Consider the following 22,332-nt stretch of genomic DNA (forward strand, 5'->3'; position numbering starts at 1 on the left):
CAAATTTCTTGCTTAGCAGGTATCTTACAGCAAAAAATCTCCTTCTCTAAACTTGTCTTTATCTACTTCATATTGTTTAAACAGGCTTTTTCTATACTGGTAATATGCCTTTTCTTTTACTTCTATTCCATTTTCTTTTAGGGTGCTAGCAATTTTAGATAGAGTTGGAGGACACCCCTTGATCTCAATTTTTTCGTTTATTTTAGAATTATCTTTGTTAAGATTAACTGCACACTTACCAAGAAGTACTGTTTTGTCATATCCGCCTTCAGAAACCATCCTCTTACCAGACAAAAACTCCATATCCTGAAAAGGACCTCTTTGATAAGCATCAAGCAGTAATATAAGCATAGCATTATTTAAAAAGGAACATCCTGAACAAAGAGTATTATCATATTTAGGATAAAACAAGTCCTCTACGCCTAACTTTTTAAAAACAGGTGGACCAGAGTTATCCTCTAACCACTCCCAGTCCCACTCCAAAGGTGTTTTGACATCCTCTATGTCCTCACCGGTTATTTTTATTTCATCAAAACTTCTATCATAATTTTCTTGATAATCTTTCAGGTGAAAGATATCCTCTGGTGAAAAACCCAAAATCTCACTTCCCACTACATCTGCACCAAAGCAATCTTTTGAAGCAACCAAAATATCAGTCCTATGTGCTTTGCCATTTATGAAAGGCCCTTTTTCCAAACTGTATATTCCATCTATGATTGTAAGATCTGGTGATATCTTTTTCCCCAGTTTACTTATGAAGTGATCAAGAGAAATCTTATCATGGTGACAGAACATCTTAGAGCGGGTATCGATACAACCTTTTAGGTTCTTTAGGCCCAAAGAAACCTTTGTTGTGCTGTGAGTTTTTAGAACGGGTAGGTTAATTATAAAGTCCGCATTTAACACATGATCACTAACATCTAAGCTTATGTCCCCACCATCAAGGTCAACCTTTGTAAAAGGCCCATCATTAAAATCAATCAACTCGACACCATACTTTTCTTCTAATTTGCTATAGCCAAGACCATCAAAAGCCTCCTTAGTACTAGAACCTAGCTCCTTAAACTCCATGCTCCCTTCCCCAACAGTAATGTTAGAACAACCATGCTCCTTTAATAATTTAATAACTTCTTCAACCAATATAGTAGTTGTCAAAACACCATATTTAGGGAAAGGATAAACCCTATCCCAAAAAACTAAGTTTGGCTTAATAAGTACTTTATCGTCTGTTCTTAGCTCACTAAGACCATCACATTTTTCAACTGCTTCTTTTATGCTTTCGCTGTTTTCGTTGAATTTAACAACACTTACAGCAGTCGACATCTTTGAAAACACCCCACATAAATGCTTTGTTTTATTAGCTTTTTCTATTTCATCTCTCCTGCAGGACAATTCTTAAAACATTCAAAGCAAAAATATTGAAATCCTAGAAAACCTGCTTGGTAAAGGCGCCAAAAATGCACATCTCTTACCATCTTCTGCCTTTCTTCTACAGATGCCTCTGCAAAGCGACTCCAAAACTTAACCTGGCTTGCAATACCATATGGCTGGCTATTCTTTAGACATCTCATTGCATCTGTTTTTCCTTCTTTTTCAAGTGCATTTGCCGGGCATTTTTTTACACAAATATTACACCCGGTACAAAAGTCCTCCATAACATCAGGATCTGATGCAAGTTTCAAATTTGTTAATATTGCTGTGAAAACAACCTTACTTCCAAGCTTTGGGTGTATAATTAGGTTATGTCTACCAAAATTACCTAAACCTGCTGCTTTGGCAGCATGCCTAAGAGAAACATCTCCTACAGTACCTTTAGTTTCATAGCTCATCTCTAAAGGATAGGAAGGAGAAACAGTCATAGCTTTCACTCCGAATTCTCTCTCAATAAACCTGCCTAGCTTATAATTACAAGAACGTGAAAACTCCATCACATCCAAACGACCGCCAAAGGCCATCTGCATATTCTCGCTTTCACAATTACTTAGCTCTTTATAAGCCAAAACCACTATAGACTTAACATCTGGATAAATCGATTTCAAGTCAGGAGAATTAGGGCTTTGATAATCACTAACATCTGCTATACCAACATCATCCACCCCGAGATCCATAGCAACCTTTTTAATCTCTTCTTTCAGAACTAGCACCTCCTATCATATCAGTTTAAAAACATATTTTCGTTCACTTTTACGAAAGAGTTAATTTCCTCAAAATTCTTTCGATTAAAATTCTTCGTTAATAAAATGAAAATTCCTGCCAAGGAGTAATACAACTTTTTATTCTTTCACAGGATATGCAAGACAAGCCCCTCCAAGAACATCACTTAACAAAATTTCAAGTTCTTCTTTTGTTAAGTTTTCATTCTTTTTGTCAACTGTTGCATTTACATTCAAGGCTAAAGGAGCCGAAATTAAAAATAAGTTCACCAGGTTAGGACACCCCTTGCTTCCACCTAAAGTAGAAGTCACAGATTTGGTGAACCCTTGAGATACTCTAACCCCTTCCATCTTTTTTACAAGAGTTTTCAATTCTTCACATTCCTCTTTAGGTTTTTTATTTAATTTTAACTGAACATTCTCAATAATGAACTCAGAAGTCTCAACATCTAACGTCAACAAAAAATCATGATACATATCCTTCATAGTAACATCTAATTGATAAGTAGATGAGTCCTTTTCCTTAATATCGACATTAAAGTTCCTATTGAATAGGCTAGTCATATTTAACCCCCCTAGATATTTTAGAAGATAATTCTTATACATTTCTTTCAATTATATCCATTTTCACTCAACTTTTCTAGGACATAATTATTAGATTTTTGGCAGATTAATCAAGTTAGTAAAATTTTTTTCTAATAGGCAGGATTAGATGTAGCATTATAGAAGGTTATATTGTTTCAAAGAAGTAAATACATTAAATACAGGATATTATCCGAACAAGGGGGCTTGATTAGTTAATGAAAATTAGACTTTTACTTACCTTATCAATTGTAGCCATATTAACCCTAACACTACTTTCTTTCACTGGGTGTGATGGTGACGGTGACGGGGTTTATGAGCTGCAAATGGCTACATTTTGGCCAGCGGAAGATGCTCAGGTAGCAGAAGGCCATCAAGCATGGATTGATGAGATAGAAGAACGAACTGACGGACAAGTTCAAATAACGCTGCAGGCAGGAGAAGCTTTACTGGGAGCTGATGAAATTTACGAAGGTGTTGCTGATGGTGTGGCAGATATAGGTACAACCTGTCCATCTTATACTCCAGGGTTTTTCCCGGTAACAGAAGCTTTTGAGCTTCCTGGATACAACAATGACAACGCTCTTGTGGCTTCACTGACCATGCAAGAAGGATACGAAAGGCTTAAAGAAGAAGGATTGATGGATGAATATGATGACAGTAAAGTATTGATGTTTTGGGCAACAGGCCCCGGTGATATCAAAACCACAGATCCAGTAGAGAGCTTAGATGATCTTTCTGGAATGGAGATCAGATCTGCAGGAGGTACAGTTGCAACACTTAGAGCCCTTGGGGCCGAGCCTACAGGGATGCCTATGTCAGAAGCATATGAGAGTTTAGATTCAGGAGTGGTTGACGGCATTCTAGGTCCTACTGATACTCTTAAAGGATTTAGGCTTGCAGAAGTTTTGGATTATATTACTAAAACCCCATATTTGTATAATGTAAGCTTTATAAAAACCATGAACTTAGATACCTGGGAGTCATTACCTCCCGATATTCAAGAAGTATTTGAAGAGGTTAATGAAGAATTTGTATATGAATATGGGAAGTTAATGACCGATCTTACTAGAGCAGGACAGGAATACGGTATTGAAGAAGGTATGGAAAAAATTGAACTTTCCTCTGAGGAAGAGGAGAAGTTTTTGGACAGCATAGATGGTGTTGTCGAAGAGTGGATTGAAGAAAAAGAAGACGAAGGTTTGCCAGCTAGAGAAATAGTAGATATTATTGAAGAATTAGATGAAAAATATTCAGAGGAATATGGGGATTATTAATAAAACAGCTAAATTAATTAAACAGATAAATAATAATAAATCATGGAGAAGGGCTACCCCCTCTCCATGATTTAATGATAAAATAAACATTTCTAGGATACATACCAACACGGAGGCTAAAACATATGAAAAAATTCGAAAAGATTGTTCAAACGCTTACGTTGTGGGCATCTTACATCGGTCAAGTTGCACTTTTTAGTGCAACGGCTTTGGTAGTAGGAAATATTTTGCTACGCTGGTTGTGGAGGCCTATACCAGGAACTCATGAATTAACAGAAATCTTTGGAGCTATTCTTCTCGCTATGGGTATAGCTTACTGCGCTTTATTAGACGGGCATATATCAGTTGATTTTCTTGTAGAAAAGCTACCTCCGAAGCGAAGAGCTATTGTTGATAGTATTACAAGTTTAATCGCATTTGTTTTTATTACTTTAATGTCAGGTCAAATGATTAATTATGCTGGTAACCTACTGTCAAGAGGAGCAGCTAGTTCACATTTAGGTATCCCTAATTTTCTAGTTGCATACCTTGTTGCTTTTGGTTTTGTAATGTTATCATTAGTTCTTCTATTAAATTTTATAAAAAAAGTACTAATAATTGCAGATAAATCGCAGAAAGGAAGTGAAACACAATGAGCGATATAGGAATTGGACTACTATCTATAATAGTTATTTTTATTTTTCTCTTTGCAAGGATGCCTGTAGCTTATATTATGATTGTGGTTGGCATGGCAGGGTATGCTATAATAACCTCTATTCCTGCAGCACTCTCTGTAGGGTCATCCACTATGTTTAGCACTTTTACCTCCTATTCTCTCACTGTGATACCTCTTTTTGTCTGGATGGCATATATTGCATATTATGCTGGTATAAGCCGCAGAGTTTTTGATGCTACTTATAAAGTTACAGGCAGGATACCTGCAGGGCTAGCTTTAGCTACTATTGGAGCAAGCACCGCATTTGGTGCTATATGCGGTTCAACAACAGCTACTGCAGCTACTATGAGTACTGTCTCGCTTCCGGAAATGAAACGATACGAATATAATGATTCGCTAGCTACTGCAACTGTTGCTTCCTCAGGAGTCCTTGGCATAATGATACCGCCAAGTGTAATATTCATTATATATGGCATATCTACCGGGGAATCTATCAGACAGTTGTTTATGGCAGGTGTTGTACCCGGTATAATGCTAATGCTTTTATTTATGTTAGTAATTTTTGTCCAGGCATGGAAAAATCCATCTCTTGCTCCTAATGGCCCAAAAGTCTCATGGAATGATAAGTTCTCATCCATATTAAATGGTAGTGTAGAAGTTGTCATTATATTTATTGCTGTTGTAGGAGGGTTATTTGCTGGTTTGTTCACTGAAACAGAAGCTGGTGCAGTAGGTGCTTTTAGTACCCTGTTGGTAGCAGTTATAAGGAAGCAAATTGACTGGGAAGGTTTTAAAAATTCTTTAACCGATGCAATACAAATCTCGGCAATGATTTTGTTTTTGGTAGCAGGAGCTACAATCTTTGGGCGTTTTCTTGCTGTTACAGGATTACCTACTGCTATGGCCAACTGGGCAGTTGAGCTTCCACTTCCCTCTGTCGCTGTACTGGCGATAATACTGTTTATTTATCTAATTCTTGGATTTTTCATTGATGCCCTTGCCTTGATTCTTCTAACAGTTCCAATATTCTATCCTGTTGCTGTAGAACTTGGCTTTGATCCTGTCTGGTTTGGTGTAATTATCGTTTTGGTAGTTGGCATGGGAGTTATCACACCTCCCGTTGGGGCAAATGTCTATGTAGTAGCCGGTATAGATAAAGACACCCCGGTAATGACAATTTTCAGAGGTATCTGGCCATTTCTGGGTGCTATAATATTTTTGTTAGCTATCTTAATGGCTTTTCCACAGGTTGCGCTTTTTCTTCCTGGCCTTATCTGAGCCTAATTATCTTCTTTCAAAAAACTTTATATAAGGAGCTAGGATCTACAAATGATAATTCTATACTACAAAAAGGACAATATATATTATACCCTGTTATTGATGTTAGTAATAACACTATTCACTTTACCGGCCATATCGGGATGTAATGATGAACCAACAGATTATAACGAAAAAGACAAAAGTAAATCAGGGGAAAAAATAGATGAAAATAAAGCAGAAGACGAAGAGGAAATTAACGAAACCACCGAACTTACAATCTCTGCTGTTGGAGATATCATGGTACATGACCCTCAATTAGACGCTCAATATGATCATGAAACAGATAAATATGATTTCAAAGACAATTTTCAGCATGTTACCTCACATATACAAAATTCTGATCTGGCTTTAGCCAATTTGGAGACGGTTCTGGCTGGTGAAGAAGAGGAGTTTACGGGGTTCCCACTCTTTAATTCTCCTGATGCTCTAGCAGATGCTTTGAAACAGGCTGGGTTTCATGTTCTCTCTACAGCTAATAATCACAGCTTAGACCGGGACAAGCCGGGAATCAAAAGGACAGTAGAAGTAATAGAAGATAGAGGCATGAAAGCCATTGGTACTAGAAAAAACACCGATAAAAAAAGTTACATAATAAAAGAAATAGAAGGAGTGGATATTGGTTTATCCGCTTATACTTATGAAACTCCCCGTTACAACAATCAGAGAACCATCAATGGCATCCCTATGTCAGAGGAAGTTAATGAACTGGTAGATAGTTTTAATCCAGAAGAACTTGATAATGACATGAATGAAATGGTAGAACGAGTAGAACTGCTGCAGGATGAAGAGGTTGACCTGGTTGTATTTTTCTTGCACTGGGGGCAAGAATATCAACGCTATCCAGATGAGTATCAAAAGAAAATTGCCCAAGAATTAGTAGAAAACGGAGTAGATGTGATCTTTGGAAGTCATCCTCATGTAATTCAGCCCGTAGATAAAATAAAAACAGATTCAGGCAAACGTGGTATAATTATTAATTCCATGGGGAATTTCCTTTCAAATCAGCGTTCTAAATACTTGAATAATCCCTATACCGAAGATGGCATTATATTTCATATAGATATTTTGTCCGATGGTGATGAAGAAGTATCTATAGATAAAGTCAGTTATACTCCTACATGGGTACACAGATTCCAGGAAGATGGACAACGAAACTATAGCATTCTTCCTCTTCCCCACGCTTTAGAAGATAAGGAGGAATACGGTCTATACAACGAAACAGATATAGAAAGAGCAGAGAGAGCCTGGGATAACACCCGCTCTATTCTAGAAGAAGGTTCTTATGAACCCGAGCTATTAAAATAATTCGAATCGATTAATTATATTAAAAGCTTGCTATCCCTCAATTTGATTTCTCGAATGATATAATCAAAAAGGTTCCAGTCATTAAACTGGAACCTTTTTGATGTAATTAGTCTTATAACTTGTAAACCAAACTACTCTCTATAAACGCCTCTGTTAATTCCATCTACTATAGATGAAATAGTTTTGTTAGATCTCAAAGTAGCTCCAGTCACTGTATCATAATCTTCTACAATCCCGTCAGCATCGTATAAATCAACTAGTGTAACTCTTATATCTTCCCCTTCCAAATACTCTAGAAGCTGCTCATACTGCTCTGCTACATCGCCTGTTACTCCATCGTCATCTACATCGTATTCTTCTCCACCATAGTAGAGATGTCTATAACCCGCATCTGTTACTACATTGTCTTCTAAAGTAAACTGTACATTTACCTGCATATCTCCACCGTCGGAGAATATTCCTCTGTAAGTTCCATCTTCAAAACCTATACCTACAGGTGAATATCCTGCAGCTATTTCATCTTCACTATAGATACCACGATTAAGTCCATCCTTAATTGCTGAAAGTGTCTTATTAGCTCTTAGAGTAGCTCCTGTAACTGTATCATAGTCCTCTACTATTCCATCTGCATCATACAAGTCAGCAAGTTTAGCTCTTACATCTTCACCTTCTAAATGCTCGCCTAACTGCTCATACTGTCTTGCTACATCACCCAATGCTCCATCGTCATCTACGTCATACTCTTCTCCACCATAAGCAAGATGTCTGTAGCTAAAGTCAGTTATTACATTGTCTTCTAAAGTAAACTGTACGTTTACCTGCATCTCGCCGCCATCATTGAATATACCTCTGTACGTACCATCCTCAAAGCTCATTCCTACAACTGGTGAATACCCTGCGGCAATTTCGTCATCTCTATACAACCCGCGGTTAAGACCGTCCTTAAATGCCGAAATTGTTTTGTTAGCTCTTAGGGTAGCGCCGGTAACTGTATCATAGTCTTCTACTATTCCATCCGCGTCATATAGATCTGCTAAATTTGTTCTTATATCTTCACCTTCTAAATATTCTAGAAGCTGCTCATACTGCGCCGCTACATCTCCTAATGCTCCATCGTCTTCCTCATCATACTCTTCGCCGCCATAGGCTAGATGCCTGTAGCCTGCATCGGTTACTACATTATCCTCTAAAGTAAACTGCACATTTACCTGCATCTCGCCGCCGTCTTCAAAGATACCTCTATAAGTTCCATCTTCAAAGCTTAGGTTCAGAGGTGAGTATCCTTCTGGCACTCCATTTTCGAACCTATAAGCTCCTCTATTCAAGCCATCAACAAAAGCTGATATTGTTTTGTTAGCTCTTAGAGTTGCTCCTGTAACTGTATCATAGTCTTCTACTATTCCGTCTGCATCATATAAGTCAGCGATGCTATCTCTAATATCTTCACCTTCTAGATACTCTAATAACTGCTCATACTGCTCTGCTACATCGCCTACTGCTCCATCGTCTTCCACATCATATTCTTCGCCACCATAGGCTAAGTGCCTATAACTTGCATCGGTTACTACATTATCTTCAAGAGTAAACTGCACGTTTACCTGCATCTCGCCTCCATCTGCAAATACTCCTCTGTAAGTTCCATCTTCAAAGCTTAATCCAGCAGGCGAATATCCTTCAGATATCTCATCATCTCTGTATAGTCCACGGTTAAGACCGTCAACAACTGCTGATAAAGTTTTGTTAGCTCTTAATGTAGCTCCTGTTACTGAATCATAATCCTCTACTATACCATCTGCATCATATAGATCAGCTACTGCATCCCTTATATCTTCACCTTCTAGATAGTCTAAAAGCTGCTCATACTGCTCTGCCACATCGCCTGTTACTCCATCATCATCCACGTCATATTCTTCCCCACCATAATACAGATGCCTGTAACTTGCATCAGTTACCACATTATCTTCTAAAGTAAACTGTACGTTTACCTGCATATCTCCACCATCAGAGAATATACCTCTATAAGTCCCGTCTTCAAAACTTTCTCCTTTAATAGGAGAGTATCCTTCTGGTGCTTCATCTTCAAAGCTATAAGCTCCTCTGTTTAGACCATCAACCATTGCTGACAATGTTTTGTTAGCCCTTAGAGTAGCTCCGGTTACAGAATCGTAATCTTCTACTATACCGTCCGCATCATATAAGTCAGAAATACCCTCTCTAATATCTTCACCTTCCAAATGCTCTAAAAGCTGCTCATACTGCTCTGCTACATCGCCTGTTACTCCATCATCTTCAACATCATATTCTTCGCCGCCATAGGCTAGATGCCTGTAGCTTGCATCTGTTACTACATTGTCCTCCAAAGTAAACTGTACGTTTACCTGCATCTCTCCGCCGTCTTCAAAGATACCTCTATAAGTTCCATCTTCAAAGCTCTTGTTCTCAATTGCTTGCCAATCTAACATATCCTCTTCTACCGCTTCTTCTGGCAGCTCTTCTTTTTCTTCTTCCTTTTCTTCATCAATATCAATGTCATCAGGTTCACAACCAACAATAAAAGTAGCTGCGACTAATACAGCTAGCAAAATAAGTATTCCTTTTTTAAACAAAATTTGTCCCCCCTTGTAGCTATTTGTTGTAATATCGTAATTCTAACAATGCTCATTCTTAATTTTTGTTTATCCCCCCCTCCCTTATGATTCTTTTAACAATAACTTAAACAAAATTATCTAATTATAATTTCTAAATAATTAGTTGTTTGTGACAACATTATCATATCATGTAATTAAGGGGGTTTAACACTATGTTCTTTGTCCTAACAAAAAGGACAAATGTCCTTAGTGTGTAGGTACATTTGTCCTAGTCAGAATCTAAACTTCTACTACGAACCCAGTAGCTAGCAGCTTCTGTCCTGTTAGAAACATTAAGTTTTCTTAAAATGCTGCTCACATAGTTTCGAACCGTTTTGTCCGAGATGTCTAGTGCCTCTCCTATTTCTTTATTGGCTTTACCTACACTAATCATTTGTAATATTTCAACTTCTTTCGGACTTAACTTACTGCTTATTCGATTCTTGACATCTTTTGTTTTCAAATCGTTTATGACATTTTTCGTAACTGAGGGATCTAGTACAACTTTTCCTTCTTGTACCTGCTTTATTGTTTTTATTAACTCGTCACTATCGATATTCTTAAGTAAATAGCCCTCTGCACCAGCTTTAATGGTCTCTGTAACAATATGCCTGTCAGCATATGCTGTTAATATTATGACTTTAATCTCAGGAAACATTTTCTTAATATTACCGCAGCCTATTATTCCATCTGCATCCGGTAGTTTAAAGTCAAGTAGTATTACATCGGGGGCATTTTCTTCAATAGAGCCCATAGCTTCGTTTAATGTCCCCACTTCCCCACAGACTTCAATAGAATCATCTAGGTCTAGTATTAACTTCAAACCGTTTCTAACTATGCCGTGGTCTTCAACTAACAATACTTTTGTTGAGTTCTTCATCCTCTGTTCCCTCCCAGGGTATTACTGTTTCTACCATTGTTCCATTTTGCAATCTTTTTATTTTAAAAGAACCTTCAGCTCTTTCTGCCCTTTCCCTCATGGATCTTATGCCAAGCTGTTTATTTTTATGCAAATCATCCTTAGATATCCCGATACCATTATCAGTTACTCTAACTAATAGATAGTCATAATTACTGTACATGAAAACTTCAGCTTTAGTAGCCTTAGAATGTTTCAACACATTACTAATAGCTTCCTGCACAATATAGTAGACTTGTGTTGATTTTTCCGGTGATAATTGCCCTAGAGTGTAAGAGGGCATTTCGCTTTTCAAACTTATATCCATATCATGACTATTATTAAACTCATCCACTAACTTCTGTAGATTACTCTGCAAATCTTCAAACTCAACGGTTTGGGTAGCTGTGGATTCTAGAAACTCCCTTGTTTTATCAACAGCGCTGTTCAAGTCAGCCTTAACTTCCTTTAATAGTTCATCTGCTTTCTCCCCGGTTTTATTTTTCATGATATACTCAACTTTTAACCCTGCTGAATAAAGGACTTGAATAATACTGTCATGAATCTCCATTCCCAACTTTCTTCTTTCTTCGCTGATAGTTCTTTGCTTTTGTAACAAGTTGAGTTTTTCTTTCTGCTCCCAGCTAAAGGTTTCTATCACCTTAACTAACAAAATATTAATCCCTATACCTGTGGCAATTTTGCCTACCTGGATAGGAAATCTAAAAATATTTTCAAACAAGTCGTTGTTAATAACATTTGCGGGGAAAAAGTTATCAGGGCTAACAAAGAGACCATCTATAATTCCATAGATTAATATAATAACAGCTAACTTTTTATATTTACTTGCTATCTTACCAAGCTTTCTCTTCTCCATCAAATTTCCGTTCAAATATAAAGCTAGAGCGGAGCTAATACCCCCCAGAAAACTTAAAATATACCGCAGGAAAATTGTATTGTATTCGGGGTGAATAATATGGTAATCAAAACTGTAGTAGCTCATTAAAAAAATAAATCCACCAAACCAGCTTGCTAGTAGAATAAAAGGTATTTTGTTAGTCCATTTTTTTAACTTTTCCTTCAAAGGTAACAAGATAAAACCAAAATACATTAAAAATGCAAAAGAAACAGCTTTTAGTACTTGTTTAATAATAAAAATTGTTGTGTAGGAATCAGGGTATAAGTCAGCAATTACAACCATAGTAACCCATTCAGAAAGCCCGTGGGCAATGCCAAATATCCCTAAATATTTCATGGCTTTCACTAACTGAAAATTGCTCACTTTTACATCTTTTCTTTGTATGGCAAACAATCCCATAGTAATAAATACACTACCATATATTAAATATAAAAAGAAATATTCCTCTGGCATATAAAGATCTCCTTATTCATGAAAAATTTTTCAACATTATTTAAGCCAACGATTCCAATTTTTGATATTTCTCTTCCAAAAGATTTAAAGTCTCTTGATAAGCTTCATTAGTAGCTTTTGCCTTTTCCCCGTCTTTGTATAGTTCAGGGTCACTTAAGGATGCTTCTAAATCCTGCTTCTTTGCTTCTAGCTTATCAATCTGCTCCATTAATTCATCTACCTGCAGTTCTTTTTCTTTATTACTTTTTGTCTTAGTGGAGGTGCTATTAGCTTTTCTGGCTGTTTTTTTGCCTGCTTCTTTCTTTTGTTCTTCTTTTTCTCTTTCTTTTTTTATATCTTTTAACTTTTGGGCTTTCTCCATATATTCTGAATAATTACCCCCAAAGACATCTACTTCCTCCCTTGAAAGATAGATGATTTTATTTGCCACTTTGTCTAAGAAATAACGGTCATGAGATACAATAATTAGAGTACCTTCAAAGTTTAATAAAGCATCTTCTAGCGCTTCACGGCCCATAATATCGAGATGATTAGTAGGCTCATCCAAGAGAAGTAGGTTTGGCTTTCTCATAAATAATTTGGCAAGCTTCAAGCGTACCTGCTCGCCTCCACTAAGGTTTGAAACATATTCTGTCATTTGCTCTGCAGAAAAATAAAACCTACCAAGGATACTCCTAACGTACTCTTCTCTCCCAAAAGGTTCTTCAGTTCTTAGCTCTTCAATTAAGGTGTATTCAGGAGTTAAAAGTTCTTGTTCCTGGTCCAAATATCCAAGCAAAACACCACTGCCATATTTAACTTCTCCTGTAGTACTTTTGTCATAATCAGCTATTATCTTTAGAAGTGAAGTTTTGCCAGCACCGTTTGGACCAATTATACCTATTTTTTCTCCTCTAAAGATTTTACAAGACAAAGGTGGAAATAACCTTTGCTCTTTGATACTCTTACTCACCTTTTCTAATATAAGTGTCTCATCACCGCTTCTTTGATCTGTATCAATGCTAAGATTCATAGAGGAGTCTTTTTGGGGTTTTGCTGTTAGAGTCATTTTTTCTAGCTGTTTTCTTCTACTTTGGGCTTGTTTGGTCTTTTGGCCTTCGATATTTCTCCTGATAAACTCTTCTGTTTTTTTAATATATTTTTGCTGTTTTTCATATTCTTTTTCTTGCCTTTCTTCTAATAGCTTTTTTTGTTCTATATAAGAACTATAATTACCTTTATAAACCGTCAATCCTTGTTCAGACAATTCCCAGATTACATTAACTGTATTTTCTAAAAAATAGCGATCGTGAGTGATAATTATAAAGTTTTCCTGATAATTAGTCAGATAATCTTCAAGCCATGACAGTCCATCCAAGTCAAGGTAATTAGTAGGCTCATCAAGTATCAAGATATTAGGCCTTTGTAGTAGTTTCTTGGCAAGAAGTGCCCTTGTCTTCTCTCCACCGCTGAAGTTATTTAAGGGTTTACTGAATTCTTCATCACCAAAGCCAAGACCCTTTAATACACTTCTAATATTACGATCTACTTGATATCCACCTTTACTTTCAAACTCATCTCTTATTTTACTGTACTTATTCATAATATTATCTAATTTTTCACTGTTTGTTTCCTCTGCCATCTTATTTTCTAGGCGGATTAATTCTTTTTCTAATACATGGATATTTTCAAAGACCTGCTTTAGCTTATCATACAAAGTATCATCACTGCTAAATTCAGGTTGTTGAGGTAGATATCCAATATTAATATTATTACGTGTTTCTATATATCCTTCATCGGGTGATAGTTCTTCTGTCATAAGTTTTATTAAGGTTGTTTTGCCAATACCATTTTTCCCGACAAGTCCGATTTTCTCACCTGGATTAACCTGTGCTGAGATATCTTCTAGTATCCTGTTACCACCATAATCTTTGGTGATCTTATGAGTTTTGATTAACATGATTCCCCACCTTATAATAAAGCTATAATTAAATTTCGATATATATTTTATCATACCTGCAGCAGTTGTCTCCTCTTTTTAATGTAGTTGATTTATATTTAAGCATTTAACACTTTTAAGCTTATTGCCAACTAATGTATAATTAACTTAATAATTAACTATTAGCATATCTTTCGTAAATTTATTAAAGAAAGGACAGAACTTTTACATGACTTGTTATGTTTGCGGCAAAGAAGACTCAAAGTTATTATCATGTCATATAAAAAATAAAAAGATTTGCCATAGCTGCTGTATAGAGCTTCAAATAAACAGCGAGCCAAATTTTAAAAAGTGCCTTTCTTGTGTGGGCCTTGTAAAAGAGGAACCACTATTTGTCGATTCTTCTACAATATCTGTCGACAACACATCTGTTACTACTTATAGCTATAGGGGTGGCTTCGTTCACAGTAAACACCCTTCTCATATCCCGTTCAAAGCAATAGAACTTATTAACAGAAAAGGAGCTTATACAGCCAGGGATTATTTAGAACTTGGAGAAATGTATCTGCAGGTAGATAAAATTAAAGAGGCTATCTCGGCTTTTCTAGAATCTTTAACACTTAAAGAAGATGGATACACTTATCTACAGTTAGCAAAAGTATATCATCTAAACCCGGATTTTGACAGTGCCATCGATTGTTATTACAACAGTATTAGAATGATTAATAACAGTGAATTATTATATGGAAAATTAATCGACGAAAAAAAGTTAGAAGAAATGGCCAAAGATAGGAACCCAAAAAAAGATAAAAATCAAAAAGTGGATTTGGTTAATGAAAATACAAACACCGACGAAAAAAGAATTAGAGAAAAGTTAAAAAAAGAATTACAGAAGTTAGAGAGTGAAGCATATAGAGATCTGGGCATTATTTACAGGTTACATGACAAACCAGAACAAGCTATTCTTTATCTAAAACGAGCCAAAAAATTAAACTCAGCCTGTAATTTGACTCTATTAGAACTGGCTTTTACAAATTATCTCCTTGAAAAATATGAAAAAGTTATAGAACACACAGAATGGCTAATAAAGAAAAATTCATTTGTCATAAAAAACGTAAAAATCTCATGCTACCATAGCTTATTAAATGAATACAAAGGTTTGGAAGAAGGTCCTCAAAGCTCAGAAAAAGCCTTCAGTGAGTTAATGTCAGAAGACTATAAAGGTTATTATGATATCATACTAAGCCTAGCATTATCTTTACATGCCCTTACAAACTTGAAATCATCTGAAGAGATGGAAACAACAAATGAAGCAAAGATAAATGAAGCATATGAATCGCTTAATATAGCTTCAGTTATATGCCCTAATTACAAACAGATTATTTTTGCAAAAAAAGATCAAAATGAAGTCCTAGAAGATAGTGCAATTGAGCTAATAATAAGAGATCTCAACTTTTTGAAGAAAAGAGAGTACACATTTAGGAGAAGTTTGGTAAGGACATGAATAATTAACACCCCTGTATAATAGGAAAAGTCGCAGTTAAAAAAATACTGCGACCTTAATGGTTTTAAATCTATTTTTTTCAATCTATTTTCATCAGTTTTTTAGTTCTTCTGCCAGCTTAACACCCAAATTATATGCCTCTTCTTGAAGTTCAGGGATATTCTCAAAGTTTCTAAACATGCTTTCATCAATTTTATCACAACCGTATACCGCAGGTACATTAGATACTTTGCATGTTTCACCAGAACCACATACTAGACAGGTTGCATTACCACAGGTGTGCATACTCCCTACCACATCCATTTGCTGAGCTTTACAAAATAACTTTAACCAATCTTCTACCGGTTGATTACCTTTAAACCCGCCTGCTACAATGGCTGCTTTTTTTCCAGCAGTCAAAATTTCATTATGTCGTAAAGAATATGTCCGCTCCAAAAATGTTTTGGTACCTGCATCAACCGAGGCAAATGTTGGATAAGCCCCAATTATTAAAGCATCTGCCTCCCTAAATTTCTCTTCTAGTTCTTTGCTATAGTCATCTCTAAGTACACATTTATTATCATCCACACAACCAAGACAGGCCCGGCAGGGTTTTACATCATGCTGGCTTAGTTTTACAAATTCACCCTCTTCTCCTGAACCTTCTAAGACTTTCTTGATAGTTTTGTCAATGTTACTGTCTTTAATCGGACTCCCACTGACAGCCAAAATTTTAGCACTCATAAATACAAAGCCTCCCCCTATTCTCCTCCCCTTGGAAAGAAAATATTATTTATTGCATATCATAATCCAACGTGTACGTTTATGTCAAGTTTGGGCAAAAAATTATAAAATTGCTTTAAGAGGTAAAGGAATCCTATCCTTTTTAAGTAAAACACTACACCCAGAACAAGTTTCTCTAGTTGGCTTATTAGTACAGCCAAGGCAATTCTCTACAAGCTCTTTAGTTTCCATAATCTCTTTTTTTAGCTGTTTGTACTCCTGAATTTTTTGATCAATCTCTTCAACTTGTTCTTCTAGGTTTTCAAGGACTTTAGAAGCAGCTTCATTCCCAGAATCACTGCTATTTCGTATAGAAAAAAACTCTTTTATCTGTGATAGAGGATAATCCATCTCCTGTAAATTCCTAATAACCTTTATCTTAATCAAATCATCACTAGTGTAATATCTAAATCCACCTGAGCTTCTATCAGCAGGTGAGATAAGCCCTATTTCTTCATAATACTTTATTGTCCTGGTGGAAACACCAGCCATTTTGGCAAGATCCCCTATTCTTATTAGTTCATTATCCATTCATAGTCACCCTTTATCTAAGTTGATTCTACTACCGATATTAAATTATAATTCATTGTATATCTATAAAACCAGAATAAAATAAAAAAGTCAAGGTCTAGGGCTAAGCTATATTTTCATTAATTTAATAAATTCCTCGACCAAATCAGGGTCAAACTGACCACCAGAACAGCGTTTTATTTCCTCTAACGCTTCTTTTTTTGATTCAGGAGATTTGTAAGCTCTTCCGTTAGTTATAACATCATAAGTATCTATAATTGCTATCACACGTGCAAGGTATGGTATTTCTTTTTCTTTCAATCCTCTGGGGTATCCCTTACCATCAAAGCGTTCATGATGGGACAAAATTTCCTCAGCTATGTGTATAAGGCTATTAGATGATTGTGCAATTCTATATCCCCTTAGTGGATGCTCTTTTATTATTTGCCATTCCTCTTCTGTTAATTTTCCAGGTTTTTTTAGGATGTCTTCTGAGATAGCAACCTTACCTATGTCATGCATAGCGGCCAATAGTGATAATTTATTCATTTCCGTATCCGACAAACCAAGTACCTTGCCAAAGTCCAAACCAATATTTTTCATCCTCAAGGCATGTTCTTCAGTTTCATCACTTTTTTCTTTTAATATTCCTGATAGAGCCCAAATAACATCGCTTCTTGCACTTTCTGTTTCCATAAGCTTGTTTTTATACAAATCATCTTCTGTTTGTCTTAATATATCTTTTAAATTTTCTTCAGAATCTATCTTTGTAGCTATTCCAAAAGCAATCTTAACCGGCAGTTTAGTATTAATATTTATGTTCTTACATTCTTTTTCTACTGTAGATATAATTTTTTCTGCTTTATTATAATCAGCACCCGGCATCAAAACTACAAATTCATCACTACCCCAGCGCCCAATAACATACTTTTCTCCACACACCCTTTTTAAGGTTTTACCAACCTCAATCAACAGCTCATCCCCTGTTTCATAACTATAATTTTCATTTATTAATCTAAGACCATTTATGTCTATCATAACGATACTCACTGGAAGATCTCTTTCTTTCTCATAACGCCTTATTTCTTCTTCCATATAAGCTCTATTGTAGAGACCGGTCAAGCTATCATGCAAACTCATATGTCTTAACTTCTCTTCACGTTCTTTTCTTTCTGTGATATCCCTGACTAAGGCAAGCATATAATAATCTTCACCAATGATGACTTTATTAGTAGTAACCTCTACCGGGCAAAGCGAACCATCTTTGTGCTTATGTTTCGTTTCAAGGGTTAGAGGCTTGTCTTCAGCTTTCATTTCTGACCACCTATTTATTATAATTTCTGGGGTGTTTTCTTCACCATGAGGGTGTAAATCAAACACGCGCATTTTTAAAAGTTCCTCTTCTGTATAACCGGTTACTTTAACCGTCTTGTTATTTACTTCTAAAATATTTCCCTGCAAATCATGTAAAAATAACATTTCTGAAGACTGGTTTACCAAAGCTCGGTATTTTTCTTCTCTTTTTCTTAGCAGTTCTTGTTTTTCGTACTTTTCTGTTACATCTGCAAAAACTAAAACTACTCCTTTTATTTTCCCTTTTTTATCAATTATAGGTGAAGCGCTATCAGCTATTTGATATCTATCTCCACTAGAAGAAATCAAAGCAGTGTGATTAGCTAGGTCTTTTCTTTTTCCTGTTTTAAGTACAGTATTTACTGGGTTGTTGACAGGTTCATCTGTCTTTGAATTTACAATATTAAATACTTCTTTAAGGGGCTTTCCTACAGCTTTATCAAGCGGCCACCCAGTGAGTCGCTCTGCCTGAGGGTTCATAAAGGATATAGCACCGTTAGAGTCTGTCGATATCACTCCATCACCTATAGAGCTAAGTGTGATATACAAATTTTCTTTAGTATCAGCTAATTCTTCTTCATTTTCTTTCCTCGTAATCACATTTGCTAATTGGTTAGCTACCGAACTTAGTAGTTTTTTCTCTTCTTCTAAAAAAGAAGTCTTCCCATCAAATTCAAAATCTTCAGAATACAATATCTCTATCTCACAACTTGTCTTATTATTGATATCAGCATTAACTTCAGCTCTTTTAGTAAGTTTTAGTTCACTTTCAAAAGTAATCTCAGAAGTAAATACCTTTCCATTATATTCGATCTTAGAGCAGGCTTTTTCTGGACACTGCCAGTACATAGGAAGCAGATTAGCGGTTTTTTGTAAAATTTCATCGAGTGAGTAATCTTGTACTATTAATGAGCTAAGTTCATTAATACAGTTAAGCTCTTTTATTCTTTCCCTTAACAAAGATAAGTTTTTTGTTTGTTCTCTTTCTAATAGCTTTTTCTCTGTTATCTCTTGGTGAGTAACGATCACTTTATTTTTAGATTTGTTATTAACTTTGTAATAAGGGGTTACTCTAGCATTAAACCACCGTTCTTTAGTTGGAGAATGACATGGATATTCCATCTCAAAATTATCCATGCGACCTTCTATAACTTGTAAAAGCCCTTCATTAAATTTAAAAGCATATTGTTTATCATCATAAGCGGCGCTGTTACAAATCTCAATGTAGTTAACACCCTGTTTAACTCTATCTATGTTAGCGTTATTTGCCCTTGCAAAATCTAGCCAAGAATTATTAACCTGTTCGATATATCCATCCTCATTTAGCAGGCAAATATTCTCTTCAAAAGCATCGATGATAATACCATATTGATCTAAATGATGACCTGAAAACATAAGACCCCTCCACTATAAAGTTAATTATATTGAATAGCTTATTGTTAATATTTTCTTGTGGGTTATATTTATTGTACCATATGGATTTTCTTTTTTATACAACAGAATTCGACAATGTTTTGAAATAAAATCAACAAATTCATTCGGAGTGAAACAAGCAAATAAAAAAAGTCGGCTGTTATACCGACTTAGGATTTTATATATTTTTTAACGAGATAACGTTTTTAAGCATTGTCACCTTTAGAAGGAAGTTTCTCTAAATATTTTATATAGCCTTCCGGGAGGTTATGTTCTTTTGCACCATCTACTATATACTTTTTGTACCACTCAAAGGCAGGTTCATCAGTATACTTATCTGATTGATATAACAGTGCTTCGTGTTCTTTTCCTTCGCTGTCTATAACAGTCTTTAACACCCTATCGTAACCTGCTTCAGCTCTGTCAAGATTACTAAGTTCTGACTCATTAAGTTTAAATAAAACACCCCATACTTCATCACTCTTTGATTCAATTATATTTCCTTTTCCAGAACCGTCAGATCTACTGTATTTACTAATCTCAAGTTTATAATCTTTTAATTTAGCAATACCAACTGGATTAGCTGATGGGGTCCTCGCCTGTAATCTAGATGTTTTCATGTTCGAGCCAAAGGCGAAGTAGAGGATTTGGGTTTTGGGCATTAGAGGTCTCCTTTAATATGCGTAATTAATTATATTAAAGCTATAAAATGCTAATTTATAGCTTTAAGTGTGGAATAATACATCATTTACATAAGCTTTATTCCACAGTATAAACATTTAAAAGATCTTTTAGCAAAACGACCTGTACTTCAGAGCCTTCTCTGGCATCATATATGAATTTTGTAACATTTGGAAATACTTTTTTGGGAGAGACTCTGTACGCATTACTTTGGTCAATATCATAAATACTATAATTTTCACTTCCTGAATAATTACCTTCTTCCCAAGCGATTAACAAATCCAGTTCTTTTGCATCTTTTTGTTCTCTATCAAAATCACGTATGACTTCTGTTGCTTCTTTTTTGAATTCTATTTTTCTCAATTTTGCGTCATCAGTTGGATTAAAATATTTTTCTTCATTATCTTCATCGGCTTCTCTTATTATAGCCGCCCTTCCATCAAATGTATCAATTTGAGAAAGACCAAAAATCTTATAACCCGGAAATAGACATTTCCCTGCTAGTTCAAAGAATAATCCAATAACATCATTTTCATCATGGGGCTCTTTTTGGGAAATCAAATCTATACTTAAGTCACCAACTATATCTTCTAAATTCTTTCTCCCAACGTAGGTGACTTCATCATCTTCATCATCAATCATCGCCGGAAACTTTCCTACCCAGATTCCTGCTGCTTTTTGAAGCACTCTAGTATAAGCATCATTAATATAATCTCTTATAAGCTTTACTAAATGCATATTTGTTAATTGAGTTTTTCCATAATTTAAATTCGCTTTTACATCTATTACCAAGTCAAGGCATCTTACATAATGTTGGTTACTCCCACTAGTAATATCTAAATCATGATTTGTTACTACTCCATTACAAGATATAACGCGACGACTTGAACCTGGTAAGTAAATTTCAAACTCTGGAATTCTGCCTATAGTTATCATTATACCATTTATACTAGGAAATAATTTTTCTTCATACTCTTTTAATTGTTCAGGTAATTTCCCTCTACTATTACGTAATAGCTCCCTATAATCTTCAATCTTGTCTAATTTCAAATGGTTAAAACCATCAGTACGCTGTACACCTTTGCCTCCTCTCCCTAGTTTGTCATCAAATATACTAGGAGCCTTCTTCCCTTTAGGCACCCAATTTAAGCTATCTTCTACAGTAAAATATTTCGGTTCAATTTTAAAAGTTTGTTCTTCTTTATCTCCAAACCATTCAGATAAACGCGCTGGCAACCGATTCTTTGAATCCCTACAGCTTATTGTTAAGTTAATGTCAATTCCTTCTTCCGGATAGTTATCTTGCATATTCAAAGTGTTTAGAACATCTCCTATATAAGTAAATCTCTGTAAATAAGCAGCTAATAACGCAGCAAAAATGGAAGGATAACTAGTGTTATACTCACTTACAGCTTTATCAAATTTGCTATCTTCTAAGCAAGACGTATATAATTCGTTAATAAAATTATCAAAAGTTTTTTTCTCTAGCTTATAAGCCAGCTCTGTTCCTTTTTCTTCTAATGGTTCTAAATCTTTAGGCAATTCCTCAGGAATGTTTAATTCGCTCATATCCTCAAAGTTGTTTGCATTATTTATTTCAATTTTCCAATTATCATCACCTAGATTACTTCTAATACAAAAAAATTCACTAGAAAATAGAGTCACTTTAATCCCTACTCCTATTTTACCTTTTCTGTTTTTTGTAGTTTTGTCTGTTCCGCCTAAAAATAACAAAGAAAGCTCATTGGGAAATCCAAGCCCATTATCTCTAACCTTAACTAAATTATCATCAAAATCTAATAGTATATCTACTTTCCCCTTCTTAATATTAGGATTATCACAAACAGCATCGACTGCATTTTGTAAAGCTTCTCCCAAAACTATCATTGAATCTGAGTAAGCTTCTATTGTTTCTCGTATTTGATTTATATAATTTTCTCTCATAAATCTAGAAGGGTTGAGCAAGTCAATTTTTGACAATTAAGTTCACCTCTCGATAATA

At 35.4% G+C, this 22,332-nt stretch carries 17 protein-coding genes; 5 read left to right on the plus strand and 12 right to left on the minus strand.

Annotation, left to right across the window (positions count from 1 at the left end; genetic code table 11):
- Window positions 1-24: 24 nt before the first annotated feature.
- The 3 genes from ACONDI_RS09700 to ACONDI_RS09710 all read right to left on the minus strand — a co-directional run bounded on the left by ACONDI_RS09700 (window position 25) and on the right by ACONDI_RS09710 (window position 2,717).
- The gene (locus ACONDI_RS09700) at window positions 25-1,323 is read right to left on the minus strand and encodes a DUF362 domain-containing protein (protein ID WP_241078343.1); all 1,299 of its coding nucleotides are present in this window, start codon (window positions 1,321-1,323) and stop codon (window positions 25-27) included.
- A 44-nt stretch (window positions 1,324-1,367) separates the two neighbouring features.
- Window positions 1,368-2,144, minus strand: a complete 777-nt coding sequence (locus ACONDI_RS09705; protein WP_241078344.1) for a 4Fe-4S binding protein — start codon at window positions 2,142-2,144, stop codon at window positions 1,368-1,370.
- 129 nt (window positions 2,145-2,273) lie between these two features.
- Complete coding sequence (locus ACONDI_RS09710) at window positions 2,274-2,717, minus strand: DUF2889 domain-containing protein (protein WP_241078345.1); 444 nt, start codon at window positions 2,715-2,717, stop codon at window positions 2,274-2,276.
- A 236-nt stretch (window positions 2,718-2,953) separates the two neighbouring features.
- Between ACONDI_RS09710 and ACONDI_RS09715 the strand changes: the two genes are divergently transcribed.
- From ACONDI_RS09715 to ACONDI_RS09730, 4 genes are all read left to right on the plus strand, one after another.
- Window positions 2,954-4,012 carry a TRAP transporter substrate-binding protein gene (locus ACONDI_RS09715; protein WP_241078346.1) on the plus strand — a complete coding sequence of 353 codons (1,059 nt, stop codon included), beginning with the start codon at window positions 2,954-2,956 and terminating at the stop codon, window positions 4,010-4,012.
- A 125-nt stretch (window positions 4,013-4,137) separates the two neighbouring features.
- Complete coding sequence (locus ACONDI_RS09720; RefSeq protein WP_241078347.1) at window positions 4,138-4,647, plus strand: TRAP transporter small permease; 510 nt, start codon at window positions 4,138-4,140, stop codon at window positions 4,645-4,647.
- Complete coding sequence (locus tag ACONDI_RS09725) at window positions 4,644-5,945, plus strand: TRAP transporter large permease (RefSeq protein WP_241078348.1); 1,302 nt, start codon at window positions 4,644-4,646, stop codon at window positions 5,943-5,945. Before ACONDI_RS09720 ends, ACONDI_RS09725 begins: the two co-directional genes overlap by 4 nt.
- Window positions 5,946-5,996: 51 nt before the next feature.
- Complete coding sequence (locus ACONDI_RS09730) at window positions 5,997-7,292, plus strand: CapA family protein (RefSeq protein ID WP_241078349.1); 1,296 nt, start codon at window positions 5,997-5,999, stop codon at window positions 7,290-7,292.
- Window positions 7,293-7,423: 131 nt separating this feature from the next.
- On the opposite strand, the gene ACONDI_RS09735 is transcribed toward ACONDI_RS09730, so the two are convergent.
- The 4 genes from ACONDI_RS09735 to ACONDI_RS09750 form a co-directional block, all read right to left on the minus strand.
- On the minus strand, window positions 7,424-9,898 hold the full coding sequence (locus ACONDI_RS09735; RefSeq protein WP_241078350.1) for a hypothetical protein: 2,475 nt from the start codon (window positions 9,896-9,898) through the stop codon (window positions 7,424-7,426).
- A 250-nt stretch (window positions 9,899-10,148) separates the two neighbouring features.
- Complete coding sequence (locus tag ACONDI_RS09740) at window positions 10,149-10,799, minus strand: response regulator (RefSeq protein ID WP_241078351.1); 651 nt, start codon at window positions 10,797-10,799, stop codon at window positions 10,149-10,151.
- A complete protein-coding gene (locus tag ACONDI_RS09745; protein WP_241078352.1) occupies window positions 10,768-12,189 on the minus strand; it encodes a sensor histidine kinase in 1,422 nt (473 codons plus the stop codon). Before ACONDI_RS09745 ends, ACONDI_RS09740 begins: the two co-directional genes overlap by 32 nt.
- Before the next feature lie 40 nt (window positions 12,190-12,229).
- Entirely contained in the window at window positions 12,230-14,128 is a 1,899-nt protein-coding gene (locus tag ACONDI_RS09750; RefSeq protein ID WP_241078353.1) for an ABC-F family ATP-binding cassette domain-containing protein, read from the minus strand.
- Between the two features lie 208 nt (window positions 14,129-14,336).
- Here ACONDI_RS09750 and ACONDI_RS09755 point away from each other — a divergent pair, with 208 nt between their 5' ends.
- Window positions 14,337-15,611, plus strand: coding sequence for a tetratricopeptide repeat protein (locus tag ACONDI_RS09755; protein WP_241078354.1), 1,275 nt, complete (start codon window positions 14,337-14,339; stop codon window positions 15,609-15,611).
- Between the two features lie 93 nt (window positions 15,612-15,704).
- Here ACONDI_RS09755 and ACONDI_RS09760 read toward each other — a convergent pair whose 3' ends face one another.
- The 5 genes from ACONDI_RS09760 to ACONDI_RS09780 all read right to left on the minus strand — a co-directional run bounded on the left by ACONDI_RS09760 (window position 15,705) and on the right by ACONDI_RS09780 (window position 22,310).
- The gene (locus ACONDI_RS09760) at window positions 15,705-16,334 is read right to left on the minus strand and encodes a flavodoxin family protein (RefSeq protein ID WP_241078355.1); all 630 of its coding nucleotides are present in this window, start codon (window positions 16,332-16,334) and stop codon (window positions 15,705-15,707) included.
- 102 nt (window positions 16,335-16,436) lie between these two features.
- Window positions 16,437-16,904: a helix-turn-helix domain-containing protein gene (locus ACONDI_RS09765; RefSeq protein ID WP_241078356.1), complete on the minus strand. Its 468-nt coding sequence runs from the start codon at window positions 16,902-16,904 to the stop codon at window positions 16,437-16,439.
- A 108-nt stretch (window positions 16,905-17,012) separates the two neighbouring features.
- Window positions 17,013-19,631: a sensor domain-containing diguanylate cyclase/phosphohydrolase gene (locus tag ACONDI_RS09770; protein ID WP_241078357.1), complete on the minus strand. Its 2,619-nt coding sequence runs from the start codon at window positions 19,629-19,631 to the stop codon at window positions 17,013-17,015.
- Between the two features lie 224 nt (window positions 19,632-19,855).
- Window positions 19,856-20,311, minus strand: coding sequence for a gamma-glutamylcyclotransferase family protein (locus tag ACONDI_RS09775; protein WP_241078358.1), 456 nt, complete (start codon window positions 20,309-20,311; stop codon window positions 19,856-19,858).
- 97 nt (window positions 20,312-20,408) lie between these two features.
- The gene (locus ACONDI_RS09780) at window positions 20,409-22,310 is read right to left on the minus strand and encodes an ATP-binding protein (protein ID WP_241078359.1); all 1,902 of its coding nucleotides are present in this window, start codon (window positions 22,308-22,310) and stop codon (window positions 20,409-20,411) included.
- Window positions 22,311-22,332 lie beyond the last annotated feature (22 nt).

The organism is Natranaerofaba carboxydovora (genome assembly GCF_022539405.1).
Lineage (GTDB): Bacteria > Bacillota > Natranaerobiia > Natranaerobiales > Natranaerofabaceae > Natranaerofaba > Natranaerofaba carboxydovora.

Excerpts from the sequence above, each read along its gene's own strand:
- ACONDI_RS09755 (WP_241078354.1), top strand. The coding sequence starts at position 14,337 with ATGACTTGTTATGTTTGCGGCAAAGAAGACTCAAAGTTATTATCATGT.
- ACONDI_RS09775 (WP_241078358.1), bottom strand. The coding sequence starts at position 20,311 with ATGCCCAAAACCCAAATCCTCTACTTCGCCTTTGGCTCGAACATGAAA.
- ACONDI_RS09750 (WP_241078353.1), bottom strand. The coding sequence starts at position 14,128 with ATGTTAATCAAAACTCATAAGATCACCAAAGATTATGGTGGTAACAGG.
- ACONDI_RS09770 (WP_241078357.1), bottom strand. The coding sequence starts at position 19,631 with ATGTTTTCAGGTCATCATTTAGATCAATATGGTATTATCATCGATGCT.
- ACONDI_RS09720 (WP_241078347.1), top strand. The coding sequence starts at position 4,138 with ATGAAAAAATTCGAAAAGATTGTTCAAACGCTTACGTTGTGGGCATCT.
- ACONDI_RS09740 (WP_241078351.1), bottom strand. The coding sequence starts at position 10,799 with ATGAAGAACTCAACAAAAGTATTGTTAGTTGAAGACCACGGCATAGTT.
- ACONDI_RS09765 (WP_241078356.1), bottom strand. The coding sequence starts at position 16,904 with ATGGATAATGAACTAATAAGAATAGGGGATCTTGCCAAAATGGCTGGT.
- ACONDI_RS09730 (WP_241078349.1), top strand. The coding sequence starts at position 5,997 with ATGATAATTCTATACTACAAAAAGGACAATATATATTATACCCTGTTA.
- ACONDI_RS09745 (WP_241078352.1), bottom strand. The coding sequence starts at position 12,189 with ATGCCAGAGGAATATTTCTTTTTATATTTAATATATGGTAGTGTATTT.
- ACONDI_RS09760 (WP_241078355.1), bottom strand. The coding sequence starts at position 16,334 with ATGAGTGCTAAAATTTTGGCTGTCAGTGGGAGTCCGATTAAAGACAGT.
- ACONDI_RS09710 (WP_241078345.1), bottom strand. The coding sequence starts at position 2,717 with ATGACTAGCCTATTCAATAGGAACTTTAATGTCGATATTAAGGAAAAG.
- ACONDI_RS09725 (WP_241078348.1), top strand. The coding sequence starts at position 4,644 with ATGAGCGATATAGGAATTGGACTACTATCTATAATAGTTATTTTTATT.
- ACONDI_RS09700 (WP_241078343.1), bottom strand. The coding sequence starts at position 1,323 with ATGTCGACTGCTGTAAGTGTTGTTAAATTCAACGAAAACAGCGAAAGC.
- ACONDI_RS09715 (WP_241078346.1), top strand. The coding sequence starts at position 2,954 with ATGAAAATTAGACTTTTACTTACCTTATCAATTGTAGCCATATTAACC.